Raw genomic sequence first — 21,041 nt, 5'->3', positions numbered from 1 at the left:
TGGAATAGAAACGTGTCTCACCTATACCAAGAATATAGGATTATTGACCTTTTAATCGAACCAGTATGGAATAGAAACACATTTCTATGAAGACTACGGCAGGCTGTGCCGTAGCTTTTAATCGAACCAGTATGGAATAGAAACAAAATCACGGACAACCGACGCGCACAACAGACACACTTTTAATCGAACCAGTATGGAATAGAAACGTAACCTTGGCGAAGACTGGGAGATTATGATGGATGAAGCTTTTAATCGAACCAGTATGGAATAGAAACTTCATTTTGGTGCTGGGTAATCGTGAAGGTAGTGCCTTTTAATCGAACCAGTATGGAATAGAAACGCCTCAAACCGAACACGATACACCGTGCGCACGATCTTTTAATCGAACCAGTATGGAATAGAAACATAACGAGTGCCTCATAGCAGAGCCGTCCGCGTTCACTTTTAATCGAACCAGTATGGAATAGAAACCCTATCCCGATGTCGATGTTCGCTGCTTGGATCGGCACTTTTAATCGAACCAGTATGGAATAGAAACTTACATCCTCTGTGTTTACGGTAAACATTCCTTTATGGCTTTTAATCGAACCAGTTTTTCTCAAAGCCGTGGGTGTGTCGGGTTTCGCTGTATATGTCTATATGAAACGAGTGTGGGTGAACTGCTGTTTTGGTAACAACATGCCGGATTGAGTTTTACCGCTCTACCCGACCTACGGGCTCCCTGCCGGAAATTGTCCAAAGTTTCGTATTGCTTAGAGGTAACTTTTAATCGACCCGTATGGAATAGGACAGATTGTGATATACTCACAATTACAAAAAACGAGACGATGATATTTTTCGCTGTAATTCGCAGCATTTCGCAAGGAGCTTTAAAAAATGAGCACAGCTTTTAATCGAACCAGTATGGAATCCAAACGCAAACGATGCGGTGTTGAGGGGAGATGGCAACGGGCGTACTTCACGCGTATTTGGAATGCTACCCTCCGCTTTTCGGTTCCGCTCTACCCAACCTATGGGACCCGAAACCGCTACATTGACACCGTAGGTGCATTTCTTACCATGAAAGTGCGTGAAACTTCTAATGGCATCACTATAGAGCGAAATCACACTGACCTCTGACTCCTGATCGTCGACAGCCATTTTCTAATCGAACCAGTATGGAATCGAAAATTTTAGCTTGACAGAATCAGTATCAGGTATTATAATTGTTTTCAGTTGAACCCGCACCCAATTGAAATCATAAGGACAGAACTCACTGAAAGCACTCCAACACTTACACCTCGCCGCACTGCTTCACGACATCGGAAAATTCCGGCAACGTGCCACTGACCGCTTCAAATCTCACCAAGAACAGAGTTACGAATTTGTCAACGAGGATTTCGCCGATTTTTTCTCGCCGTGTGGAGATACCTTCAAAAACGCCATCCGACATCATCACCATAGTCCGACACACCTTCAACATCTGATAGAAAAACAGGTGATCTTAGCGGATCGTCTCTCCGCTACCGAACGCGAAGACGAAGAGCGGGAAAGAGAGGATTTTGTCCAATCCGCGCTTGTTTCGTCACTCTCACGCCTCAAATGTGCTACGAAAGACTAACGCTATCCACTGACAGCACTCAATCTGGACCGAGACACGGTTATTCCAGTGGAAACCCCAGACATCAATCGGGACGCATACGAGAAATTATGGAAGGACTTCAAAGAGACATTCGGTAAAATAACGGAAGGTAAACACTACACGCCAGCACATTATCAAACCATCGTAGCACTCCTCCACAAATACACAGCACGTATACCGTCTGCAACCCCCTGGGAACCGAGCAAAGAGAAGTCTGTGCCAGATATATCGCTTTATGATCATCTCCGCACAACCGCAGCAATCGCCGCCTGCATCGGACGCGAACTCACCGAAACAGATGTTGATGCGCTATTCCCCAAACCACAAGATTCAGATAAGAACATCAGCGCGCTTATAAAAGGCGACATCTCCGGAATTCAGAATTTCCTCTATCAGATCCTCTCTGACGGGGCTGCGAACCAATTGCGAGGCAGGTCTTTTTATTTGCAGCTATTGACAGAGTCAATAGCACACTATGTTTTAGAGCAGTTTGAATTGCCTATCACAAATCTCTTGCTTGCCAGTGGCGGACACTTCTATATCCTTGCACCCGATAGCGAAGCCAAAGTGAAATTGGACAGCATCCGTCAAAATATCTCCCAAAAATTATGGCATCTCCACAAGGGCGACCTCTCTTGCATTTTAGCGGGTATCTCAATAAAGGCACGCGATTTTAAACCCGAGAACTTTTTGTGTAAGTGGGATGCCGTTTCAAAAAATGTGCAGGAGAGAAAACGGGAGAAATGGAAAGAGATAGGCAACGAAGCTATGTTTCAAAATCTCTTTGAACCTCGCGCGGAACCTCACTCAAACAGAGAAAATCATTGGAAATTTGATGATCTTGGCAAAAAATTGCGAAATCCTGAATATCTTATTACCTTCAAAGTGCCAGAATCGTCCATTCCAGACACACCGATCTGGCACGATGCGATCAAGGCATTCGGAATAGCAGTCCACCTTCGCGAAACTGTAGACGACAAACCCACACCACCTGAGAACACAAAACACGCCGCTGTCTACCGTATCGGCGATACCCATTTCCTCGAAGACACAGTAGACTTTCAGGGAGCTGCAGTCTCTAACAGCACCGATCCATCAGAAGGTATCCCCGTCAGTTACGATTTTCGCTTATTCAAACCGGTCATTGCGCGTCGACACGATACCGATGATCCAGAAAAAATCGCAGATTACGATTATCTTGCAGAAGCTTCTGAAGGCGTTCACTGGCTCGGTGCATTGCGGATGGACGTAGACGACCTCGGCACTGTTTTCACTGACAAACTCGGAAACGCAACTATCTCGCGCCTGACAACCTTGAGCGGAGAATTTCGTCTCTTTTTTGAGGGCTACGTCCCGCAACTCTGCCGTGAATACAATAAAAATCACGATAAAGAAATACTGGAACTCATCTATGCAGGCGGGGATGATCTGTTCATCGTTGGCGGCTGGAGCGCATTGCCAGAGATCGCGAAAAAAATTCGAGATGAATTTCGCTGTTTCGCTACAGGAGACCACGTTACACTCTCCGGTGGTATCGCAATTGAACACCAGAAATATCCGCTTTATCAATTCGCCGCGCAGAGCGGCGAAGCCGAGAAAACTGCCAAAGGTCTTGACAAAAAGAACGCCATCACTTTTTTGCGAAAACCGATGGTGTGGACAGACTTTGAAGTGGTCGGTAACTGGCACAGCAAATTCTTGGATGCAGTGCGTGCTGAGAAAAATCCATTGCCAAGTGCGTTTTTGACTCGGTTGAACCATATTTACGCAGATGAAAAACGGTGGGCATGGCGTTCCCTTTACTATTGCAGTCGTGTCCAAGAGCGGTATAAATCGCAAACGCCATTTCTTCGTGAGCTACAACACGCGCTTAACTTTGATACTGACTTTCAATTGAGGGAATTTATTCACGTTCTTACGAGATGGACGGCTTTACATATTAGAAATAGATAGAAGGGAACTTAGATTCCCGAGAACGAATTCACATACAAATAGAAGGAGACACAGATGCCGACAGGGAAGATTAAAACTTTATTGAAGGGGTTTGGTTTTATTCAGCCTGATGATGGGAGTAAAGATGTTCACTTCAGTCGTAGGGCACTAAAAAATGTTCAGTTTGACGAACTCATAGAAGGACAGCAAGTGACCTCATATACCATTACACAGGGTGATAAGGGGCCAACTGCGAGTAACATTGAAGTTGAGAAGGTCGCCCAACAAAAGGTTGATATTTCGGAGATTATTGAGAAAGGCGGGGAACCGCTCGTCACCGCAGCAGAAATTTTAGGTCGTAAACTCGCGAGAAACCTCAAGACCGCCCAAATCCGAAAAGTATACGGGGCAGTTAAGAAGATTCAGATGACTGAGTTTAACCGAAACGAATTGATCATGCTGAAACCGAAATTGGCTTATGCTGCAGCCCGTAAACCAGAAAAGGCAGAGGGCAAGAGAAAAATTAAGAAATTACAATTTGTTTCTGGTAATTTTTTTGAGTATATGGTCTCTGGATACTTGCCAGAATTCAGTAAAGACAAACCGATCACTATTACTCTTAAGGGTGAGAAAGTTTACCCAATCAATGGTGAGAAAGTGTGGGTCGATGCTCAAGAAAACAAGCAGCTGAGAGCTGCGTTATCCCCCAACGGTGAAAGTGAAAACGAAGATATTAACATCTGGCAAACGCCAACCCGACCGCGTGTCACCATCGGCAGCCAGAACGCAGGCTCCGAAATATGGCACGTTCAAACCGTCCAATTCAACACGAATTGCGGACTCTGGTTCGCCGCCCAATTCGATTCCGACGAGACGCAGCAGAGGATTGAAACCTTGCTTCGGGTTCTTGGAGACACCGGCATCGGTGGGGAACGAAACGCCGGATACGGCACGTTTGACTTTGCGGAAACGACCCTTGAAATTCCTACCTCGGAAGTGGGTGGTCAATTTGTAACCCTCTCGTCGATATGCCCTCAGTCACCAGAGCAACTCGCGCAACTGCTTACAGGCGACATCGCTTACACGCTAAATCCATTAACTGGATGGGTGAGCAGCACCGGAACCGCTTCTCGCCGGAAACAAGTCAGTATGTTCGCAGAAGGCTCTGTCTTACACACAAGTGGCACACATATTGGCCGGTTAGTCGATTTAAGACCGGATACCTGGTCGCATCCCGTCTATCGTTACGGCTACGCATGGCAGGTGGGAGTCACAGGAGCGTCTGAATGAAACAGAAATATCAACTCCAGACGATCACTCCTGTTCATATAGGCACCGGTGAAACATTAAACTTTATGGACGGTTGCTATACCAACAACAGATGGTATCATATCGATTTAGATAAAGTCTTGGCACACCCGAGTACCGATCTGAACGCACTGACATCTGAAATGTCTCTGCGAGGTTTTCGATGGGAACGCTACCTTCGACAACATAACACCGATTTATCAGAACTCTCTGCCTATCATCTTCCATGTCCGCAAAGTCCCGAAGAGGTTGAAATTCGAGCTGCTATCAAAACGGTTCACAACCAACCCTATATTCCCGGTAGCACTCTCAAAGGGGCAATCCGAACCGCACTGTTAGGGGAGATTCTCAACCAAAGCGATGATATCTATCGCGAAAGCGCAAGTCAATTAGAAAATTTGATTGACCAAGGCGCGCGAGGCAATCCGAGAAGAGAGCAACCTGCGCGACGGATAGAAAGCCTTGCTTTCGGCAAAGATCCGAATCGTGACCTCCTGCGTGCCTTACAGGTCAGTGATACGATGCCCCTTGAGAGTAACTCCCTTGAAATCGGAATGGCATGGACGGTTACACTCGATCAAAACGACCAACTCGTCCAGAAAAGAGACAGAGGACAGGAGTACAAAAACTTCGTCCAACACATTCAAGCAGGGCAGCGTCTGACCTTTACACTTAAGATGGATGAACGCCTGTTCCGCGAGCGCGAGAAAACACGACTCGGTTTTAGTCAGTTACAAGAGACAACACTTCGAGATATTGCGGAGGTGTGCCGTTCGGCAACAGATGACCTCATGCGCGGTGAACAGGAATTCTTTGATGACTATAATCTATCGGAAATTGCCAACGTCTATGATAAACTGATCGATTTAAACAACACGCTTCCAGAAGGCGCGTTCCTTTTGCAAATTGGGTGGGGAACAGGCTATCACGCCAACACCGTCACTTCTCTATTTACAAACGATGAAGAATCACCTGAGGATCTACAGATGGATCTACGGGAACGCTTTAGATTAGGCGAAAGCCGTTCCCGGCGCGGACATTACGATGAACGCAAATTCCCCAAAACACGAAGGATTTTATATCGAGGCGAAAATCCAACCGTCCCGCTTGGCTGGGTCAAAATCTCACCGATGGAAGATTAAGAGGTTCGGAGTCGTGCGATTCTGCGGCGTACTCGCCCCGGTTCATGCCACACAGAGAATCTGAATACCCGGGGAAGTGCATAAGCACTTCATACCGTTGATTCTGATTCATGCGACGTGCATTATCGCACGTTCTGAAAATTAAACATTGGTAGATTTTAGAATTACTTAGACATTCTAAAGAGACGAGGATACAATCCTCGCAAGCGGCGGTAGAGGGTTTTCATTTCTATTGGATGTAAAGGCATTTTTATAATTCACCAATGATTCTTTTACTCAATGCCGCCGTGATGCCTATAGAGGGCACCTACACTTTGAAACGGATTTCAAAATCCAAGTTTCAGCGATTACTACAAGAAGCGGATGCAGCTGGCAACTTCCAAAGTTACATCGGTTACCCCGAAACCGCTCGTTTGATTGAACAACTCACAGGTGTTGAGATTGAGGTATCACGGGAGCAGGCAGAACTCGCCCCCGGAGATTCAATGTTAATTGTCAAATTACGACACAGAATAATAGACCCCACACGTAAGGAAACCCCTGAACGCTCGATGGATGATTTTGAATTTTTTCGGTGTGACTGGAAACCTTTAGACGGAGGAGAGACAGTCGAATGAAAATATTTGTGACATTTTTAGGTAGAGGTCGGGAAAATCCAGAAACCGGCTACCGGAAAGCCACATACAAATTTCCAGATGGCTCTCACGAAACAACTGCATTCTTTGGACTCGCCTTAGCAAGCTATATTAATCCAGATCGTCTCGTTATCTTGGGTACAAACAGCAGTCAATGGGGCGTTTTATTAGAGAATCTCGCAGCGGAGGGTGAAGAGGAAGAAGCGCGACTTGAAATCCTCGATGCCGAAACCAGAGGCGGCGTTGAACAGAAACATCTGGATAAAGTTGTGAATCTAATGGGACGCGCTGTCGATTGTGAAACTGTCCCACGATTGATCCCCTTTGGAATCAATGAGAGTGAGCAGTACAAGATATTGGATGTTATCGCTGAAACTGTTCCTGAAGGAACCGTCAATTTCGATTTAACGCATGGGTTCCGCCATTTCGGCACCATAGGATTCCTGTCGACTTTCATGTTAGCACGAGTTCGCCAAAGATTTGAAGTAGAAAACCTATGGTATGGCGCGCTTGAAATGACACAAGATGAACTCACGCCTGTGCTTAAGTTAGATGGACTTGACCGAGTCCGACAATGGTTGGAGGCTCTTAATCGTTTTGATGCTACTGGAAATTATAGAGTATTCGGCTCGCTCCTTACCAAGGATGGTGTGAAAGTTAACACAGCTAAACATCTTGAAAACGCGGCTTTTTATGAACGAACGCTCAATCTCTCTGCTGCAGCAGATGAAATTCGCCAATTCAGACCTGTCCTTGCGTCTGACCTTCCCGGAGCATCGGGCTTATTTAAGGAAAGATTGGCGAACCGTCTGAGGTGGGTTGAGCTGGATACACTCTCAAAACAGCAGGCGGAATTAGCCTACCAATACTTACAACGTCGTGACTATCTTCGCGCAGCAATGTTTGGGTGGGAGTCACTCGTTTCAATGTCCTATGAAAAGAAAGGTCTCGATCCTCAAAAGCGAGAAAATCGCGAGCGGCAAAACGTTCTAAGGGAAGTGGATTCATCAAAACGGAAAATCTGTGAAAACTTTAATCGGATCCACAACGCATTAGCACACGGCAGTTCGTCTAACACTGAGAGCGTCCCAAAAATGCTCGCGGATGAACAAAGTTTGCGCACAGCATTGCAAGAGGCATTTAATCACCTCATAGGAAAACCGAAAAATATCTGAACAGCTAGGATATTTGTCTGCCAACGTCTTTGCCTGCTTTTAATCGAACCCGTTTGGAATCGAAACTTATCAAAGATGAGGGGGACACTATGGGAATTTTACTTTTAATCCAACCCGTTTGGAATCGCCCCTCTGTATCCTCCTGTAAGCGAGGGGAGCGCAGCCTAAGCGAAGTTTCACTAAATACTTCGGTAATCATAGCAGAACAGTTCTCAACCACGGAGCGTTTGTAATCCTGAAAATCCTTGAATCCTGTAAATCCTGATTCAGACAATTACCATCGTACATTACAGAATCAGATTCTTAATCTTCATACAGGCTACGCTACGAAATGCCATAGCACGCAGCCTAACAGGCTACGCTACAAAACTCCTGCGAATACAGATGCGATACGATAGTTTTATTTTCACATTCGTTTTTCACGGAGAAACGACATATTGCATCGTGGCGACCCACAGCACACCTACGACGATAAAAACCTCCGTGAAATTCCGTGAAAACCAACACGTTCCTCATTCAAACACCATAAACTTCGACACCGACCCCTGATGCTAAATTTTCAGAGTAAGCATTACAGAAATCTTCTCTCAAAATCGTTCAAAACCCAATGAGTGTCTAAGGTTACAGCCGTTTTGAACCGCCACCGATTTTTGGATTTTACTCTGAATACTCTGAAACTTGACACATGCAAACAATCCGTGAAATCCGAGATTCAGACCATTAGCATCTACATTTCACGAAAGTCGTGATCATGAGATCGCTCCTACAGGAAGATGACGATTGGATGGGAAATCCTGAACGGGAGGCGACACCTACCGGAGAAAAAAGAAGAGATAAGCACCTAAGAACAGGACATTGATGACAACCAGTGCCCAACGCGCTATTCGGGTTTTCAGTCGTCGGAATCGCTCGATCGGCGCGACGATACCGGCATAGTGATCCCGGTCCCAGTAAGAAATCGGGCTTTCAAAGACGAAATCGGAGAGCGGAAAGAAATGATGATGTCCGTCATCGTGATGCGTCAAAAAGTCGAAACCGCAATGGAGGAGCATGCTCCACGCAAAAACAACAATTCTCTCGGAGTTCAGTAGGTAATACCCAATCCCCAAAACGATCAGAATCAGTGGGATCGCGTTGAAGAGGTCAAAGAACGTTTGCCACGCCTCCATGAAGTATCGGGAATCCCAGAGTTCACGTTGCGGTGTCCTAAGGATAAAAGTTTCGACTGCAAAGAAGATGAACATCGGTAGGTCGGGGAGGACAGCACCGATGAAGGCGTAGCAGTGAAGAAAGGGTTTGTCTCGCTTTGAGAGGAAGGCTATGTTGAGAATGACATGCGATTGGGTAACCATTGGGAATTATAGACTTTATTGTAGGTTCGGTTGAGCGGGCACCATAGAAACCCTATCAAGTGAAAGGAAATGGATTTTCTCAAATATACTATATCAAAGAAATATGGAACGAAACCCAACGCTCCACTCAGTGCCTCTGCCTATGAAGTTGGGTTTCACTCTGTCCTTGAGTATGTAGTAGCATATTGGATTTTCAGGGTCTTTGAAATGTTTAGTAGGACTTCTCATCTTCGTTCAACCCAACCTACAGCATTGATGGTCAGTTACTGACTGCTGAAGGCTGACTGCCGACGGCTAATTAGAGATGCCAAATCTCGCCAGCGAACGTTGGAAACAGGCAATCGAGTAACACCGCAGGCGAAGAACCGTTCGTCCAGCAATCAACGAAATTTGATGTCAACTCTTCTGTTCGACACCGTCCACACAGCAGCTGCAAAAAAGTTAAGTCAGGGAACGCTGCATCTCCTTCCTCAACGTCTTTCGGAATCCAATCGGCAATATCCGTGACACGACCCCTTTCAAATTTAAGGTGTATTCCACTGCGATAGAAGTTGAGTTTGAGCGCACCGGTGTACCCCTCTGCGACAGTGCCGATGAGATGCTTTTCGAGAGCGGGTTGAATATGCCGTAGAAACGCTATTAAATCTGGCACCCGGATATACCACGCATAAGGCGGCTCCTGACGGACAACCGCTTTGGGTAATGCCTGATAGATCGGATGTTCACGCCCCAACATGAATTGCAGACCCGTTGCTTTCGGGTTGTCACTCTCGGCGACAATCGGTGTCGCCTCTGCCTTTTTCCACAACGCTCGCAGTAGCGATCGGATGTGATGCAGACAGCCGACTCCGGGTTTAAGCTCCATCCGCATGACCAGAAAATTATCGTAACACCACTGGAAATGTTGGACATAACCGAGTCGTGTTCCTTCCATGTCTTCGATGAGAAGCCATTCGTGCCGTGCTTCACTTCCCGCCGAACGTCCGTTGAATTCATACGCCCACATCGCCGGTGTCCGAGAGCAAGCAAAGACTTTCTGCTCAAGGGTGCTCTCATAAATGTCTTGAATGAAGGCGTTATCTGCATCCGTTCGCGGTCGGAGACAACACGTTTCGGTTTCGCCTTTTTTCAATGATGGGATGTGTATCCCGTCGATAACGCGCGCTGCTTCCATATCCAGTGCCATCTCATACCCGAACAGTCGGTAATACCACGGGATACCTGTGATACCTTGCATCAGTTCCCCGCGCCCCTCACTCAACGCATGAATCACCTCGAACTGCTTACGGACTAAGCCTCTTCTGCGGTACTCAGGTTCAGTGGCGACGAATTCGGGTTGCCCGAACTTGAAGGGGATACCACTATACGTCCATGTCTGCGAGATGAGACAGAGTGAAGACACGACTTTTCCTGTCTTCGTATCTTCAACAACGGTGAAATCGCTTGCTTGGCAGGTCGGGTGATCTCCCGACATCAGGTCTCGGATACCTGGACCCACGCTTTCTTCTTCATGAAGGCGGGTGTTGAATTCAGCAAGCGCATCTGTATCAGCAGGCGTAGCAAATCGGAGTTTTAGATCGTCGCCGAGGTCCATCGGTATCTGTGAAAGAATACTGTTTTTTGGCATTTAGGTTCCCTATGGGGTGATATTATAACGAATTGTATCACGAAGCCAAGAACACATCAAACGAAACCTGTAAATTGGCTTTCGGCTTTCAGCGATCAGCAATCGGTAAGAGGTATCGTTTAACGACCCTCTCTTGCTGACCACTATTGATTTCCAACTGCTAATTGATGACGGCTAACTGCTAAAAAAGTTTCTTGTAGGTTGGGTTGAACGGAACTTCACCAAAATCTCGCAGCACCCCAAAACCCACAGACACACAAAAACCCATCAATACTCCCAACGCTATAGTGAAACCCAACGTTTTTGTTGCGAAGTTGCCAGATTCTGGTACGATGAAGTTGGGTTTCGCTGCGATGTTGAGCGGAGATGGCAACGGGTGTATTTCACGCGTATTTGGAACGCCACATCCCGCTTTCGATTCCGTTCAACCCAACCTACGGGACCTTGGAAACCCTAAATTGACACGTTTGGGTCTATTCCGCTCTACCTGGGCAAATCCGCAGCAATACCCAAGCAAATACCTCAAGCAAAAACACCTACGTCGATCTATGCTAATAGTTTTAATGCGCTTAATTGCTCTACAAGGTATAATTAGAAGGTAAAATTAAAAAATGAAAATTAAACCGCGCCCTGCGCTCTACTTTCTCATCCCGTATCTACTCGGTATCATCGCAGGCAAATGGGCATCCCTCCCGTTTCTGTGGCTCTGGATATTTGTACTCCTTTGCTTTATCGGTAGCATCGTAACAAGAACTCGTCAGCGGTTCCTCTGTTATGCGATGCTCCATTTGGCTATCTTCGCTGGCGGAATGCTACGCTTAGAAACCGTCTCCCATTCGCCAATTCCAGCCCACTTCTACAACGAGCCGATTCGCTTCTCAGGCACGACCGTATATCAACCCGAACGCGGGGAGGAATGGGATGCCTGTTATGCCGTCGGTGAACTCCGGTTATTATCGGATTCATCACAACAGGTATCGGCGAAATTTCTTATCAGATTTCAGGAGTTACTACCACTCCGCTACGGTAAACATCTAACGTTGACGGGTGTCCTGCGTCAACCACAAACCAAACGCAACCCAGGCGGTTTCGATTACCGAGCCTACCTTTCTCGGCAAGGGATTACCGGGATTATCGATACGAACGGACGTGTGCGAATCGGCGAACACGGAGGATTTCCACCCGGACGGTGGATAGAAACACTCCGACTCCAGACAGAACGTCTGATTGACATTATCTATACAGAGACCGAAGCCGAAACGCCGCCTCTTGAACCGTCATTGCATGCCCAACTTCTCAAAGGTATCTTACTCGGTAAACGAAGCGATGTTCCCACAGAAACATTGGATACCTTCCGAAACAGTGGCACCTTCCATGTCCTTGCTGTCTCCGGTCTGCACGTCGGACTTGTTGCGATGTTCTGCTATTTCGGTTTCTCGCTCTTCAGATTTCCACAGAAGATTCTTTGTCTCTTGACGATTATAGCAGTGTTAATCTACGCAAGCCTCATCGGTTTTCGTCCCTCCGTCTTTCGCGCTTCACTGATGGCAATCCTATTTCTCTTTGCGACGCTCATTGATCGAGATGCGGATCTTTTCAATCTATTAGCGTTTGCTGCGTTAGTGCTGCTCCTTGTGAACCCGCTGCAAGTCTGGGATGTCGGATTCCAATTATCATTCGTCGCCGTCGCTTCAATTGTCTATTTCGTCCCGAAAATGGAGAAACCGCTGCGTCGTTTGTGGGAGGACGCGGCGGGTGCATCTTCAGAAAGCGAAGGTTCAGTCCTGAAAAAACTTCGGAACGCCGCAGTCAAATGGATAGTCCTTTCCTATCTCGTGACGTTCGCGGCGCAAATCGGAACGGGCCCCCTCATAGCCTATCACTTCTTTCGGACATATCCGCTCGGTCTCATCGTCGGTCCGTTCGCGGTCGGACTCGTATCACTCATCGTTGCGGTGGGGATGGCATCCGTATGCGTCGGCTTTATCTGGCTCCCGTTCGCGAAACTGCTTGGCGTTCTCAATCACACGATTGTATCCTTATTTCTGACACTGATCGGTGTGTTTGGACAGGCATGGGGTGTAGCCAAGTTAACACCACCAACGTTCGGCTTGTTCGTTCTCTACATTGCCTGTTGTTTAGGGATTACCCATTGGCGGGTCGTCTATCGTCAATGGAAAATAGCGAGCCTCATCGGACTGTCCGTCTTAACGATTTGGGTCTGGGATACCGCATTCCATGAGAAGGGCAGATTGTTAGAAGTCATCACACTCGATGTTGGACAGGGAGACGCGGCAATCGTTAGATTTCCAGATAACCGGATGATGTTGATTGATGGAGGTATCCAACAAACTTATTACGACAAACGGAAGCAAAAGCAAGTTGAATACGATGTCGGTGAACGGATTATTGAACCCTATCTCGACTTTCACGGCATTCGGGAACTCGACATGGTAGTCCTAACGCACCCAGACCTCGACCACGGTGGTGGACTCGGTTATATTTTAGAGAATTTTAAAGTGGGACGAGTACTTGGCATATCGGATATGCCGCTCAATTCCGCGACCCATCAACGCTTACATGCCATTGCCACAGCGCGGAACATCCCGTATTCGTTTCCTTATGCTGGGGAGATCGAATTCACGTCAACCGCCACGCTCAATCTCTTGCATCCAATTGATGCCAGCTCCACGAACCTACTGGATACCGACAAGAACGACGATTCGCTCGTGATGAAGATTACATACGGTGAGGTAGACATCCTGTTCACGGGTGACATCGGCAAAAAGGCGGAATCCCGACTCATCGCGTCGGGACAAGATCTTCGTTCAGAAATTCTAAAAGTGCCGCATCACGGAAGCCGCACATCGAGCAGTGCCCCGTTTTTAGATGCCGTTCAACCGCGTTGTGCGATTTTCTCACTCGGTCAAGGGAACCGCTATCGATTTCCACATGCGGACGTGGTTGCGCGGTATCGGGAACGTGAGTGTCCCATGTTAAGAACCGATGAATCTGGCGCAATTATCCTCCGCACCGATGGAACAAGATGTTGGATTCGCGAGCAGTTACAGTAGTAGGACTTACGCAACGTTCACTGGGAGGCATTCCCAACTTTAGCACACTCCCAACTTTCTAACCGCTATTTTTTTGACCGCTGACTGCTGACTGCTGATCGCTATGGCGCAATAGCAACGCGAAGTATCTCTTGGCGAAATGCATGTTCAAATGCGGTGTTAATTTCCGCTAATTGATATGTTTCTCCGATAAGTTCCGCAAATGGGTAACGGCTCCGGTTTTCCTCCACAAAACGTATGGATGCGCCGAGCGTGGTATGATGATAGTTATGAATGCCTCGCAGCGTCACACATTTTGTAACGAGTTGATGTGCATCGACAGTGATATGGGCGTTTGGGTAGACATAACCGAGTGTCACACATCTTCCGCCAATTGCTAACCACGTAATCAGATGAGGGATTCCAATCGTTGCACCGCTGACTTCTACACCGAGATCCGCCCCACGTCCGTTTGTTAGTTCTTTTACTGCTGATTCAATTTCCACAACAGATGTCTTATCTGGGTTGAAAGTGTGCGTTGCACCGAAGCGTCTGGCAATCTCCAAACGACTTTCGTTGGTATCCACAACGACGATTCCCTCATATCCTTGCTCACGAAGATAGCATGTCGCATAGATGCCTAACATACCGGCACCGTGGACAACAGCTGTCTCACCGGACTGTGTGCCGATGTTCATCAAGCCGTTGACTACAGTTGAAAGCGCGCAGTTGATAGGGACCGCTTCTGGGTCTGTCATACCCTCGGGGATGTGGTAGATCGCTGTCCCTGGACGCAATCGGATATGCGTGGCGAACCCACCTGAAAAAGCACCAGCATCTTCACTCCGTGCGTGACCATATTTGAACATCGTCTCGCATTTCTGTGGGAGGTCCCGATGTGCACAGTAGTCACATGTTCCACAGGAAGTCGTGAGACTCCACGTAATCCGATCGCCTTCGCTTAGCACGTCTCCTGTCGCTGAACGCATATGTGTTGGTGCCGCAACAGTCCCAACGATTTCATGTCCGAGTATACATGGAATCTCTGCGCCGCGGCGACCCGATACCGTATGAAGGTCGGAACCACAGATAGTTGAAAGCGAAACGCGGACGAGAACGTCGTCTGAGGTGGCAGCCATAGCCATCTCGCAGACTTCAAATGGGATACCGACACCGTGAAATTGTGAAATCTGTGCGGATATTTGCATTGTACGACTATTCCTTTGCTTCTTGCTGTAGGAGCGAGTTGTACTCGAGATTTTACGGTTGCTGACCGCTATTTTGCTACATTTAATTTGACAAACCCTGAAGGTTCACATATCATATATTATACACTATTCTGAATTAAAAGACAGAGGACAAGAGCAAAAGACATGAACAGAACTGCTGAAGTTCTTATTGAAGCCTTACCGTATATCCGCAGCTTTTACGACCGGCGGATTGTTATCAAATATGGCGGTGCCGCAATGGAGGATGAGACGCTCATTCATTCCGTCATGCAGGACATAGTGCTGATGAAATATGTCGGCATCCGACCTATTATCGTTCACGGCGGTGGACCGAGAATCACCGCATGGATGGATAAGATTGGGAAGGTCCCGGAGTTTATTCAAGGGTTGCGGGTAACCGATGCGGAAACGGTTGAAATCGCTGAGATGGTGCTTGGGTCAATCAACAAGCAGATTGTAGCACGTATCAACCAACACGGCGGAAAAGCCATTGGGTTATCTGGAAAGGACGCGAACCTGATACTCGCGGAGAAGCAGGAGACGCAGATTACCGATGAAAATGGGCAACACATAGATGTTGACTTGGGATTTGTAGGGAAAATCATTGGCGTGAACACCGAGTCAGTTACGGCACTTGACAGAGCAGGTTATATCCCTATCATCGCACCGATCGGTGTTGGTGTTGAGGGGCAGACCTATAACATTAATGCAGACACAATGGCGGGGGAGATCGCATCTGCGTTCCAAGCAGAGAAATTAATTATGTTGACGGATACGCGCGGTATCCTCCGCGATCTGACGGATACCTCGTCCTTGATGCCTACCCTTCGTATGAGAGAGATAGACAAATTGATTGATGAAGGTTTCATCGCCGGGGGTATGCTACCTAAGGTAGAGGCATGCACGACAGCACTCATCGGCGGCGTTTACAAGACACATATCATTGATGGACGTATTCCCCATTCTCTGCTGCTCGAAGTTTTCACAGAGGGTGGAATTGGCACCGAAATCGTTAGATAAATATTTAATTTTTCCTTGCGGTTCGGTCAAGTAGGTTTCGTATTTAGCGCGCCTTCCCGTAGGTTCGCCCTCCGCTACGCTTACGGGCTTAGGGCTGAGTCGCATCAAAGATTAGATAGATATTTATTTTTTCCTTGCGGAACTGAGGCTATTAAATTGATAGGTGAGGCAAACAATGACTACACCAAAGAAAATTGCCGCAATCATTACGACGTATTACCAGCACTCGCATGCAGATGTAATTGCTACGAAATACATGAAGGGCTTCCCAACAGATACCGGACATCAGACGCCCCGCGTGGAACTGGTGTCCATCTATTTGGATCAGGTAGATGATCGGGACATCGGTGTCGGTTTAGCAGCCGAGCATAACGTTCCTATCTACCCAAGTATTCGGCAAGCGTTGACACTCGGTGGAAATGAACTATCTGTTGATGGGGTGATATTGATCGGCGAACACGGCGACTACCCATATAATGAAATCGGACAGCACATGTACCCGCGCCGTTACATGTTCGAGCAGATTTGTGGTGTCTTTGCGTCAAGCGGTAGGTCGGTCCCTGTTTTTTGCGACAAACACCTCTCCTACAATTGGGACGACGCGCTTTGGATGTATAATCGTGCGAACGCGCTTGATGTGCCGTTTATGGCAGGCTCTTCGCTACCGCTCTCTTGGCGGAACCCCTTTTTGGAGCATCCTCTCGACACAGAATTGGAATCGGCTATCGGTATCGGTTACGCCGGTGTAGAGTCCTACGGTTTTCACTCACTTGAGACGCTACAGTGCATGATTGAACGTCGGCAAGGCGGTGAGTCTGGAATCGTGGCGATTCAGTGTCTGGAAGGAGACGCAGTTTGGGAGGCAGGTGAGTCTGGAAAGTGGTCTCTCGATTTAGCAGAGCGGGCATGTGCACAAATTGAAAATCGTCCCGATACCACCTTTATAGAGGGATGTCCGAATCCAACGGCGTTCCTGTTGGAGCATAGAGACGGGTTCCATTCTGCTGTGCTGATGCTAACGGGGTACGTCTCTGATTTTGCTTACGCAGCGAAGGCAAGCGACACTCACTACGCGACAGAGTTTTACCTACAGAACGGACCGCCACATGCGCATTTTAGTTATTTGAGTCTTAATATCGAAGAGATGTTTGTAACGGGGGAACCGCAGTATCCTGTGGAACGGACGCTCCTCGTGACAGGGGTTCTCGATGCGCTTATGCACTCGCGGGCAGAGGGGCATATCCAAATGGAGACCCCACATTTAGCGAAACTTGCATATCGTTCCTACGAAAAGTTGCCTATCCGACCAACAGCACCGCGTCCTGAAGGGGCAACATTAGCCGCATCACTCTAAGACGTTTCTCTTTAAGCTGGAACCGCTTTTATCGAAACCGTTCAAGGAAATCGTTGGTTCCATTCCCTGTCCTCATGGACAAGATCATCAATAAAATCTATACGTTCATCTTCGGTCATAGCATCCCAATCTAACCCTCGCGCTGCGCAAATCTTGCGGACTTTTGCTTCACCGTACTTTATCTGTTGGTCATGTTCGGCATGTGCCTGTTCTGCGAGTGTAGTGAGGACCGCAACTTTCTCTTCCGGCGGAATCTGTTGAATAAAATCAATAATCTGTTCAGTTGTTAATTTGAGGGTTAATTCCATTTTAAGTGCCTCCTCTCAAGCAAAGTGTAGTAAGCGCGGTTTTCCAACCGCGCTTATAGTCTTACCGTTCAGGACGCGCGGGAACTCCCGTTTCGGCGGATTCGTAGATGAGATCCATCAGTTCAGATTGGATAATCCCGTTCATCGGACTGGTACGGGGTTCTGCCCTACCCAAAACAGCGTCAATGAAGTTATCATCGGGCGAACCAGCGGACATGTCATCTGTAATCGGCGGTGGATCCAACGCTTCACTACCTTTCCAGACGCGAATCCAACCGCCACTCCAGCCGTCAACCTCGATCCTACCGTTCTCAAACACCAATGCCATGTGTGTACCACCCGGGCTTGGGCAATTACCACTCACCGCCATCGCAGCGAGAACACCGCTTTCAAATTTGACATTTATCGAGGAATTGATGTCAACGTCTCGATCCTGGTTATCTGTATAGGCATAGACTTCAGCAACTTTCGACTCGACTGCCCAACAGAGACTGTTCAGGAGATGCGCTCCACTATCGTAAGCCTGTCCACCCCCAGAAAGTTTCGGATTCTGTCGCCACGTTCCGGTTGTGCCACCTTTCCAGCCTTGTGTAATATAGCCAATGACCAATTCCAACTTGCCAAATTCCCCACTACGGATAATTTCTCGGGTATAGTAGAAGTTGGGTGTGCATGGGGTATTGTAGCCGATAGTAAATGTTAACCCGGTCTCTTCCACCTTTTCTGCGATAGTATAGGCATCTCTGGAAGATGTGACCATCGGCTTTTCCATCAAGACGTGGCATCCCGCTTCAAGTGCCTGCATGCCGTGTTCAAAGTGGAGCGTGTGTGGTGTAGAGATGACCACTGCGTCCGGTGTCGTTTCTGCAAGCAATTTGCTGATGTCGTCATAAGCACCGGGACGCGGACTCAGATCAGGCAAGTTTCGGTCGATATAGCCGTTAGCGATGTCAGTGTTCACATCGCAAGTGCCGACAATTTGCACATCGGGCTTAGCATTCATTCGTCTGGCGTGGCCTGATGAGTTTCCGCCACATCCAATCATGGCAAGTCGAATCTTCGCCATATTTTTCTCCTTATTTTAAACTATGGGGCTTTCATACTTAAACTTCGATAAATCGTCAATACGGATCGCACCGTCGCCGAACACCCGCGTAAAGGCATGCCCGTGATGCGACTTCGTCTCGCCATGCATGTAGCAGACACTGAAGGCGCGCCGCGGAATATCCGTATCGTTCGTCCCGGAACTGTGTAGCATCCAATTATGGAGTAGGACCACTTCTCCAGCCTTCAACTCCATCGGGAGCGGTGTCGCCTTCGCAACGATGTCGTCAATGTGTTCCTGTGTGAGGAAACCGGATCCATTTTCAGGATTGATGAGGCTGCTATGCGACTTCGGAATGATATGTACACAGCCATTCTCAATCATTGCCGGATCTAAGGCGGTATAGATCGTAATCTGAGGATCGCGATCGAGATCTCTCCACCTGTCCTGATGCCATGTCAGCTGCGTGCCCTCATGTGCGGGTTTGTTCATAAACATTGCCCGAAAACAGGCAATAGGGGTATCATCTCCGTAGATTTTCGCGCACACCTCTTGGAAAACAGGTTTCTGGAGATACTCCAAGAAAATCGGATCGAGTTCAAGGTTCTGGATTTTCCGATACAACAATGTGGCACCCTTGTGCCCTTTCGACTGTGGTCCAGGAGAATTTTTTCCCGGTGCCCGATCCAGTTGCATCATGATCTGGTCGTAATCCAGTGGGGCTTTACCGAGCATGATGTCATCCATCCGTTGCTGCAGTCTCGCGAGTTCGGCATCCGTCGCGACTTGTCCGATACGTACGTAGCCGTTTTCCTCAAAATGTTCCCACTGTTCATCTGTTATATGGTGTTCCATGCTGTGCCTCCGAGTTGAGCATGTCGTGGTTCCAACTTTTGTATAGCAGGTTTCGACTGGCAAGATGTGCCAAAAGTATGTATACAAAAGTATAACATATATTTCAAGAAGTATAAAAGAAAATTACAAAATAATGCAACCTTTTGGTACTCAAGTGTCGTCACCCTAATCATTGGATGTGATGGGTTTTGGGAAATACTCAGACAATAAGTTTATTTCCCAATTTTCTAAAATAATGCAACCTTTCGGTACCCAAGAGTCGTCACCCTAATCATTGGATGCTCAAATTTCAACCAAGTTGTTTTTGCGAACCGAATCAAACTTCCGCTTAAAAGGAGAAAACGATGCGCTTTATGATGATTAACCTATTCCTTGTTTGTTTACTACTCTTCGGTATCGCTTACCTCGCCTTCGGCGATGTTCAGACACTACGATATCCTATCCCGACGACTCAGACATATATTTGCTGTCCAAACGAATTAAAATCCTATTCCACTGCTTATGCGTTACCGGGACATGAGATTCAGGAAACAGGTTTAAAATTTGTCTTTTTGGTAAAATAACGCAACTATCGAACGCTCAAGGTTCCGTCCCTTCTATGAAAGGTTAATAGTTCCAGAGGAGACTTAGAATGGCACACACCGATGTTGAACTCATCCGACGTATACTACAAGGGGATCAGGACGCATTCAGTCCTTTGGTCAAGAAATATCAGAAAGGGGTTCACACACTTGCGTGGCGGAAGATTGGTGATTTTCACATCGCACAAGAAATCACGCAAGACGCGTTCCTCACTGCGTATAAAAAACTCCGAACATTGAAAAACCATCACCAATTTGCGGGTTGGCTCTATGTTATCGCGGCAAACCTATGTCGCGACTATCTGAAAAAGAGTCGTTTACCGATGGAATCCTTAGATACTACCGATGCTAATGAGGTGGACAAAGTGTCATATTCTCAATACGTAGCAGAAAAACAGAAAGCCGATGCCGATGAAACACGGCGTGAAGTCGTCAAGAAACTGCTCCAAAAGCTGCCAGAGAGTGAACGGACGGTGATGATGATGCATTACCTTGGCGAGATGACAATCAAATCCATTTCCGAGTTTCTCGGTGTGTCCCAGAACACCATCAAGAGCCGACTCAGTCGTGCCCGCAATCGTTTGCGGCAAGAGGAAGACGTGCTTCAAGAGAATCTTGGCAGCTTCCAACTCCCTGACAACTTAACGGAAAACATCATGCAGGAAGTTTCGCGTATCGCGCCCGTTCCACCTGCAGCGAGTAAACCGGTAGCCCCCTTGGCAGTTTCTGCCGCCTCCGCTGTTTTAATTTTCCTATTGATGGGTGTCGGCACGCAATATCTCTCCCGTTTTCAGAAACCCT

At 47.5% G+C, this 21,041-nt stretch carries 18 protein-coding genes and 1 CRISPR repeat array; of the genes, 12 read left to right on the top strand and 6 right to left on the bottom strand.

Annotated features, from left to right (window positions below; translation table 11 throughout):
* Positions 1 to 48: 48 nt before the first annotated feature.
* A CRISPR array of direct repeats spans positions 49 to 609; the repeat unit is 30 nt; unit sequence CTTTTAATCGAACCAGTATGGAATAGAAAC.
* A 270-nt stretch (positions 610 to 879) separates the two neighbouring features.
* The 7 genes from J4G07_18700 to J4G07_18670 all read left to right on the top strand — a co-directional run bounded on the left by J4G07_18700 (position 880) and on the right by J4G07_18670 (position 7,816).
* Positions 880 to 1,122, top strand: coding sequence for a hypothetical protein (locus J4G07_18700; GenBank protein MCE2416017.1), 243 nt, complete (start codon positions 880 to 882; stop codon positions 1,120 to 1,122).
* 136 nt (positions 1,123 to 1,258) lie between these two features.
* Entirely contained in the window at positions 1,259 to 1,603 is a 345-nt protein-coding gene (locus J4G07_18695) for an HD domain-containing protein (protein MCE2416016.1), read from the top strand.
* Between the two features lie 48 nt (positions 1,604 to 1,651).
* On the top strand, positions 1,652 to 3,577 hold the full coding sequence (cas10, locus tag J4G07_18690; GenBank protein MCE2416015.1) for a type III-A CRISPR-associated protein Cas10/Csm1: 1,926 nt from the start codon (positions 1,652 to 1,654) through the stop codon (positions 3,575 to 3,577).
* A gap of 54 nt (positions 3,578 to 3,631) precedes the next feature.
* The gene (gene csm4 / locus J4G07_18685; GenBank protein MCE2416014.1) at positions 3,632 to 4,846 is read left to right on the top strand and encodes a type III-A CRISPR-associated RAMP protein Csm4; all 1,215 of its coding nucleotides are present in this window, start codon (positions 3,632 to 3,634) and stop codon (positions 4,844 to 4,846) included.
* A complete protein-coding gene (gene csm5 / locus J4G07_18680) occupies positions 4,843 to 6,006 on the top strand; it encodes a type III-A CRISPR-associated RAMP protein Csm5 (protein MCE2416013.1) in 1,164 nt (387 codons plus the stop codon). The genes csm4 and csm5 overlap by 4 nt, the downstream gene beginning before the upstream one ends.
* Positions 6,007 to 6,269: 263 nt before the next feature.
* Positions 6,270 to 6,623 (top strand): DUF1874 domain-containing protein, encoded by a 354-nt coding sequence (locus J4G07_18675; protein MCE2416012.1) that lies wholly within the window; start codon positions 6,270 to 6,272, stop codon positions 6,621 to 6,623.
* Positions 6,620 to 7,816: a TIGR02221 family CRISPR-associated protein gene (locus tag J4G07_18670; GenBank protein MCE2416011.1), complete on the top strand. Its 1,197-nt coding sequence runs from the start codon at positions 6,620 to 6,622 to the stop codon at positions 7,814 to 7,816. The genes J4G07_18675 and J4G07_18670 overlap by 4 nt, the downstream gene beginning before the upstream one ends.
* A gap of 812 nt (positions 7,817 to 8,628) precedes the next feature.
* Here the strand turns inward: J4G07_18670 and J4G07_18665 are convergent.
* Together J4G07_18665 and J4G07_18660 are read right to left on the bottom strand one after the other, a co-directional pair.
* Positions 8,629 to 9,168 (bottom strand): hypothetical protein, encoded by a 540-nt coding sequence (locus J4G07_18665; GenBank protein ID MCE2416010.1) that lies wholly within the window; start codon positions 9,166 to 9,168, stop codon positions 8,629 to 8,631.
* A 298-nt stretch (positions 9,169 to 9,466) separates the two neighbouring features.
* Entirely contained in the window at positions 9,467 to 10,795 is a 1,329-nt protein-coding gene (locus J4G07_18660; protein MCE2416009.1) for a GNAT family N-acetyltransferase, read from the bottom strand.
* A gap of 611 nt (positions 10,796 to 11,406) precedes the next feature.
* On the opposite strand from J4G07_18660, the gene J4G07_18655 reads away from it, so the two are divergent.
* Positions 11,407 to 13,869 carry a DNA internalization-related competence protein ComEC/Rec2 gene (locus J4G07_18655; protein MCE2416008.1) on the top strand — a complete coding sequence of 821 codons (2,463 nt, stop codon included), beginning with the start codon at positions 11,407 to 11,409 and terminating at the stop codon, positions 13,867 to 13,869.
* A gap of 101 nt (positions 13,870 to 13,970) precedes the next feature.
* Here J4G07_18655 and J4G07_18650 read toward each other — a convergent pair whose 3' ends face one another.
* Complete coding sequence (locus J4G07_18650) at positions 13,971 to 15,056, bottom strand: zinc-binding dehydrogenase (GenBank protein MCE2416007.1); 1,086 nt, start codon at positions 15,054 to 15,056, stop codon at positions 13,971 to 13,973.
* 165 nt (positions 15,057 to 15,221) lie between these two features.
* On the opposite strand from J4G07_18650, the gene argB reads away from it, so the two are divergent.
* Both argB and J4G07_18640 read left to right on the top strand, forming a co-directional pair.
* Positions 15,222 to 16,097 carry an acetylglutamate kinase gene (gene argB, locus J4G07_18645; protein ID MCE2416006.1) on the top strand — a complete coding sequence of 292 codons (876 nt, stop codon included), beginning with the start codon at positions 15,222 to 15,224 and terminating at the stop codon, positions 16,095 to 16,097.
* Positions 16,098 to 16,272: 175 nt separating this feature from the next.
* Complete coding sequence (locus J4G07_18640) at positions 16,273 to 17,451, top strand: hypothetical protein (GenBank protein MCE2416005.1); 1,179 nt, start codon at positions 16,273 to 16,275, stop codon at positions 17,449 to 17,451.
* 41 nt (positions 17,452 to 17,492) lie between these two features.
* On the opposite strand, the gene J4G07_18635 is transcribed toward J4G07_18640, so the two are convergent.
* The 3 genes from J4G07_18635 to J4G07_18625 all read right to left on the bottom strand — a co-directional run bounded on the left by J4G07_18635 (position 17,493) and on the right by J4G07_18625 (position 19,659).
* Complete coding sequence (locus J4G07_18635; protein ID MCE2416004.1) at positions 17,493 to 17,759, bottom strand: hypothetical protein; 267 nt, start codon at positions 17,757 to 17,759, stop codon at positions 17,493 to 17,495.
* 61 nt (positions 17,760 to 17,820) lie between these two features.
* Positions 17,821 to 18,825, bottom strand: coding sequence for a Gfo/Idh/MocA family oxidoreductase (locus J4G07_18630; GenBank protein MCE2416003.1), 1,005 nt, complete (start codon positions 18,823 to 18,825; stop codon positions 17,821 to 17,823).
* A gap of 15 nt (positions 18,826 to 18,840) precedes the next feature.
* Complete coding sequence (locus tag J4G07_18625) at positions 18,841 to 19,659, bottom strand: phytanoyl-CoA dioxygenase family protein (GenBank protein MCE2416002.1); 819 nt, start codon at positions 19,657 to 19,659, stop codon at positions 18,841 to 18,843.
* A gap of 344 nt (positions 19,660 to 20,003) precedes the next feature.
* Here J4G07_18625 and J4G07_18620 point away from each other — a divergent pair, with 344 nt between their 5' ends.
* Together J4G07_18620 and J4G07_18615 are read left to right on the top strand one after the other, a co-directional pair.
* Positions 20,004 to 20,222, top strand: coding sequence for a hypothetical protein (locus tag J4G07_18620; GenBank protein ID MCE2416001.1), 219 nt, complete (start codon positions 20,004 to 20,006; stop codon positions 20,220 to 20,222).
* Between the two features lie 68 nt (positions 20,223 to 20,290).
* Positions 20,291 to 21,041 (top strand): sigma-70 family RNA polymerase sigma factor (locus tag J4G07_18615; GenBank protein ID MCE2416000.1); only part of this gene is annotated, 751 nt, incomplete at its 3' end.

This window comes from Candidatus Poribacteria bacterium (assembly GCA_021295715.1).
Lineage (GTDB): Bacteria > Poribacteria > WGA-4E > WGA-4E > WGA-3G > WGA-3G.
The sequence above is the reverse complement of the archived record's forward strand: the minus strand, read 5'-3'. Positions and strand labels throughout refer to the sequence as shown.

What these genes read in the sequence shown, in the direction of transcription:
- J4G07_18700 (MCE2416017.1), top strand. Translation starts at nt 880, where the DNA reads ATGAGCACAGCTTTTAATCGAACCAGTATGGAATCCAAACGCAAACGA.
- csm4 (MCE2416014.1), top strand. Translation starts at nt 3,632, where the DNA reads ATGCCGACAGGGAAGATTAAAACTTTATTGAAGGGGTTTGGTTTTATT.
- csm5 (MCE2416013.1), top strand. Translation starts at nt 4,843, where the DNA reads ATGAAACAGAAATATCAACTCCAGACGATCACTCCTGTTCATATAGGC.
- J4G07_18675 (MCE2416012.1), top strand. Translation starts at nt 6,270, where the DNA reads ATGATTCTTTTACTCAATGCCGCCGTGATGCCTATAGAGGGCACCTAC.
- J4G07_18670 (MCE2416011.1), top strand. Translation starts at nt 6,620, where the DNA reads ATGAAAATATTTGTGACATTTTTAGGTAGAGGTCGGGAAAATCCAGAA.
- J4G07_18665 (MCE2416010.1), bottom strand. Translation starts at nt 9,168, where the DNA reads ATGGTTACCCAATCGCATGTCATTCTCAACATAGCCTTCCTCTCAAAG.
- J4G07_18660 (MCE2416009.1), bottom strand. Translation starts at nt 10,795, where the DNA reads ATGCCAAAAAACAGTATTCTTTCACAGATACCGATGGACCTCGGCGAC.
- J4G07_18655 (MCE2416008.1), top strand. Translation starts at nt 11,407, where the DNA reads ATGAAAATTAAACCGCGCCCTGCGCTCTACTTTCTCATCCCGTATCTA.
- J4G07_18650 (MCE2416007.1), bottom strand. Translation starts at nt 15,056, where the DNA reads ATGCAAATATCCGCACAGATTTCACAATTTCACGGTGTCGGTATCCCA.
- argB (MCE2416006.1), top strand. Translation starts at nt 15,222, where the DNA reads ATGAACAGAACTGCTGAAGTTCTTATTGAAGCCTTACCGTATATCCGC.
- J4G07_18640 (MCE2416005.1), top strand. Translation starts at nt 16,273, where the DNA reads ATGACTACACCAAAGAAAATTGCCGCAATCATTACGACGTATTACCAG.
- J4G07_18635 (MCE2416004.1), bottom strand. Translation starts at nt 17,759, where the DNA reads ATGGAATTAACCCTCAAATTAACAACTGAACAGATTATTGATTTTATT.
- J4G07_18630 (MCE2416003.1), bottom strand. Translation starts at nt 18,825, where the DNA reads ATGGCGAAGATTCGACTTGCCATGATTGGATGTGGCGGAAACTCATCA.
- J4G07_18625 (MCE2416002.1), bottom strand. Translation starts at nt 19,659, where the DNA reads ATGGAACACCATATAACAGATGAACAGTGGGAACATTTTGAGGAAAAC.
- J4G07_18620 (MCE2416001.1), top strand. Translation starts at nt 20,004, where the DNA reads ATGCGCTTTATGATGATTAACCTATTCCTTGTTTGTTTACTACTCTTC.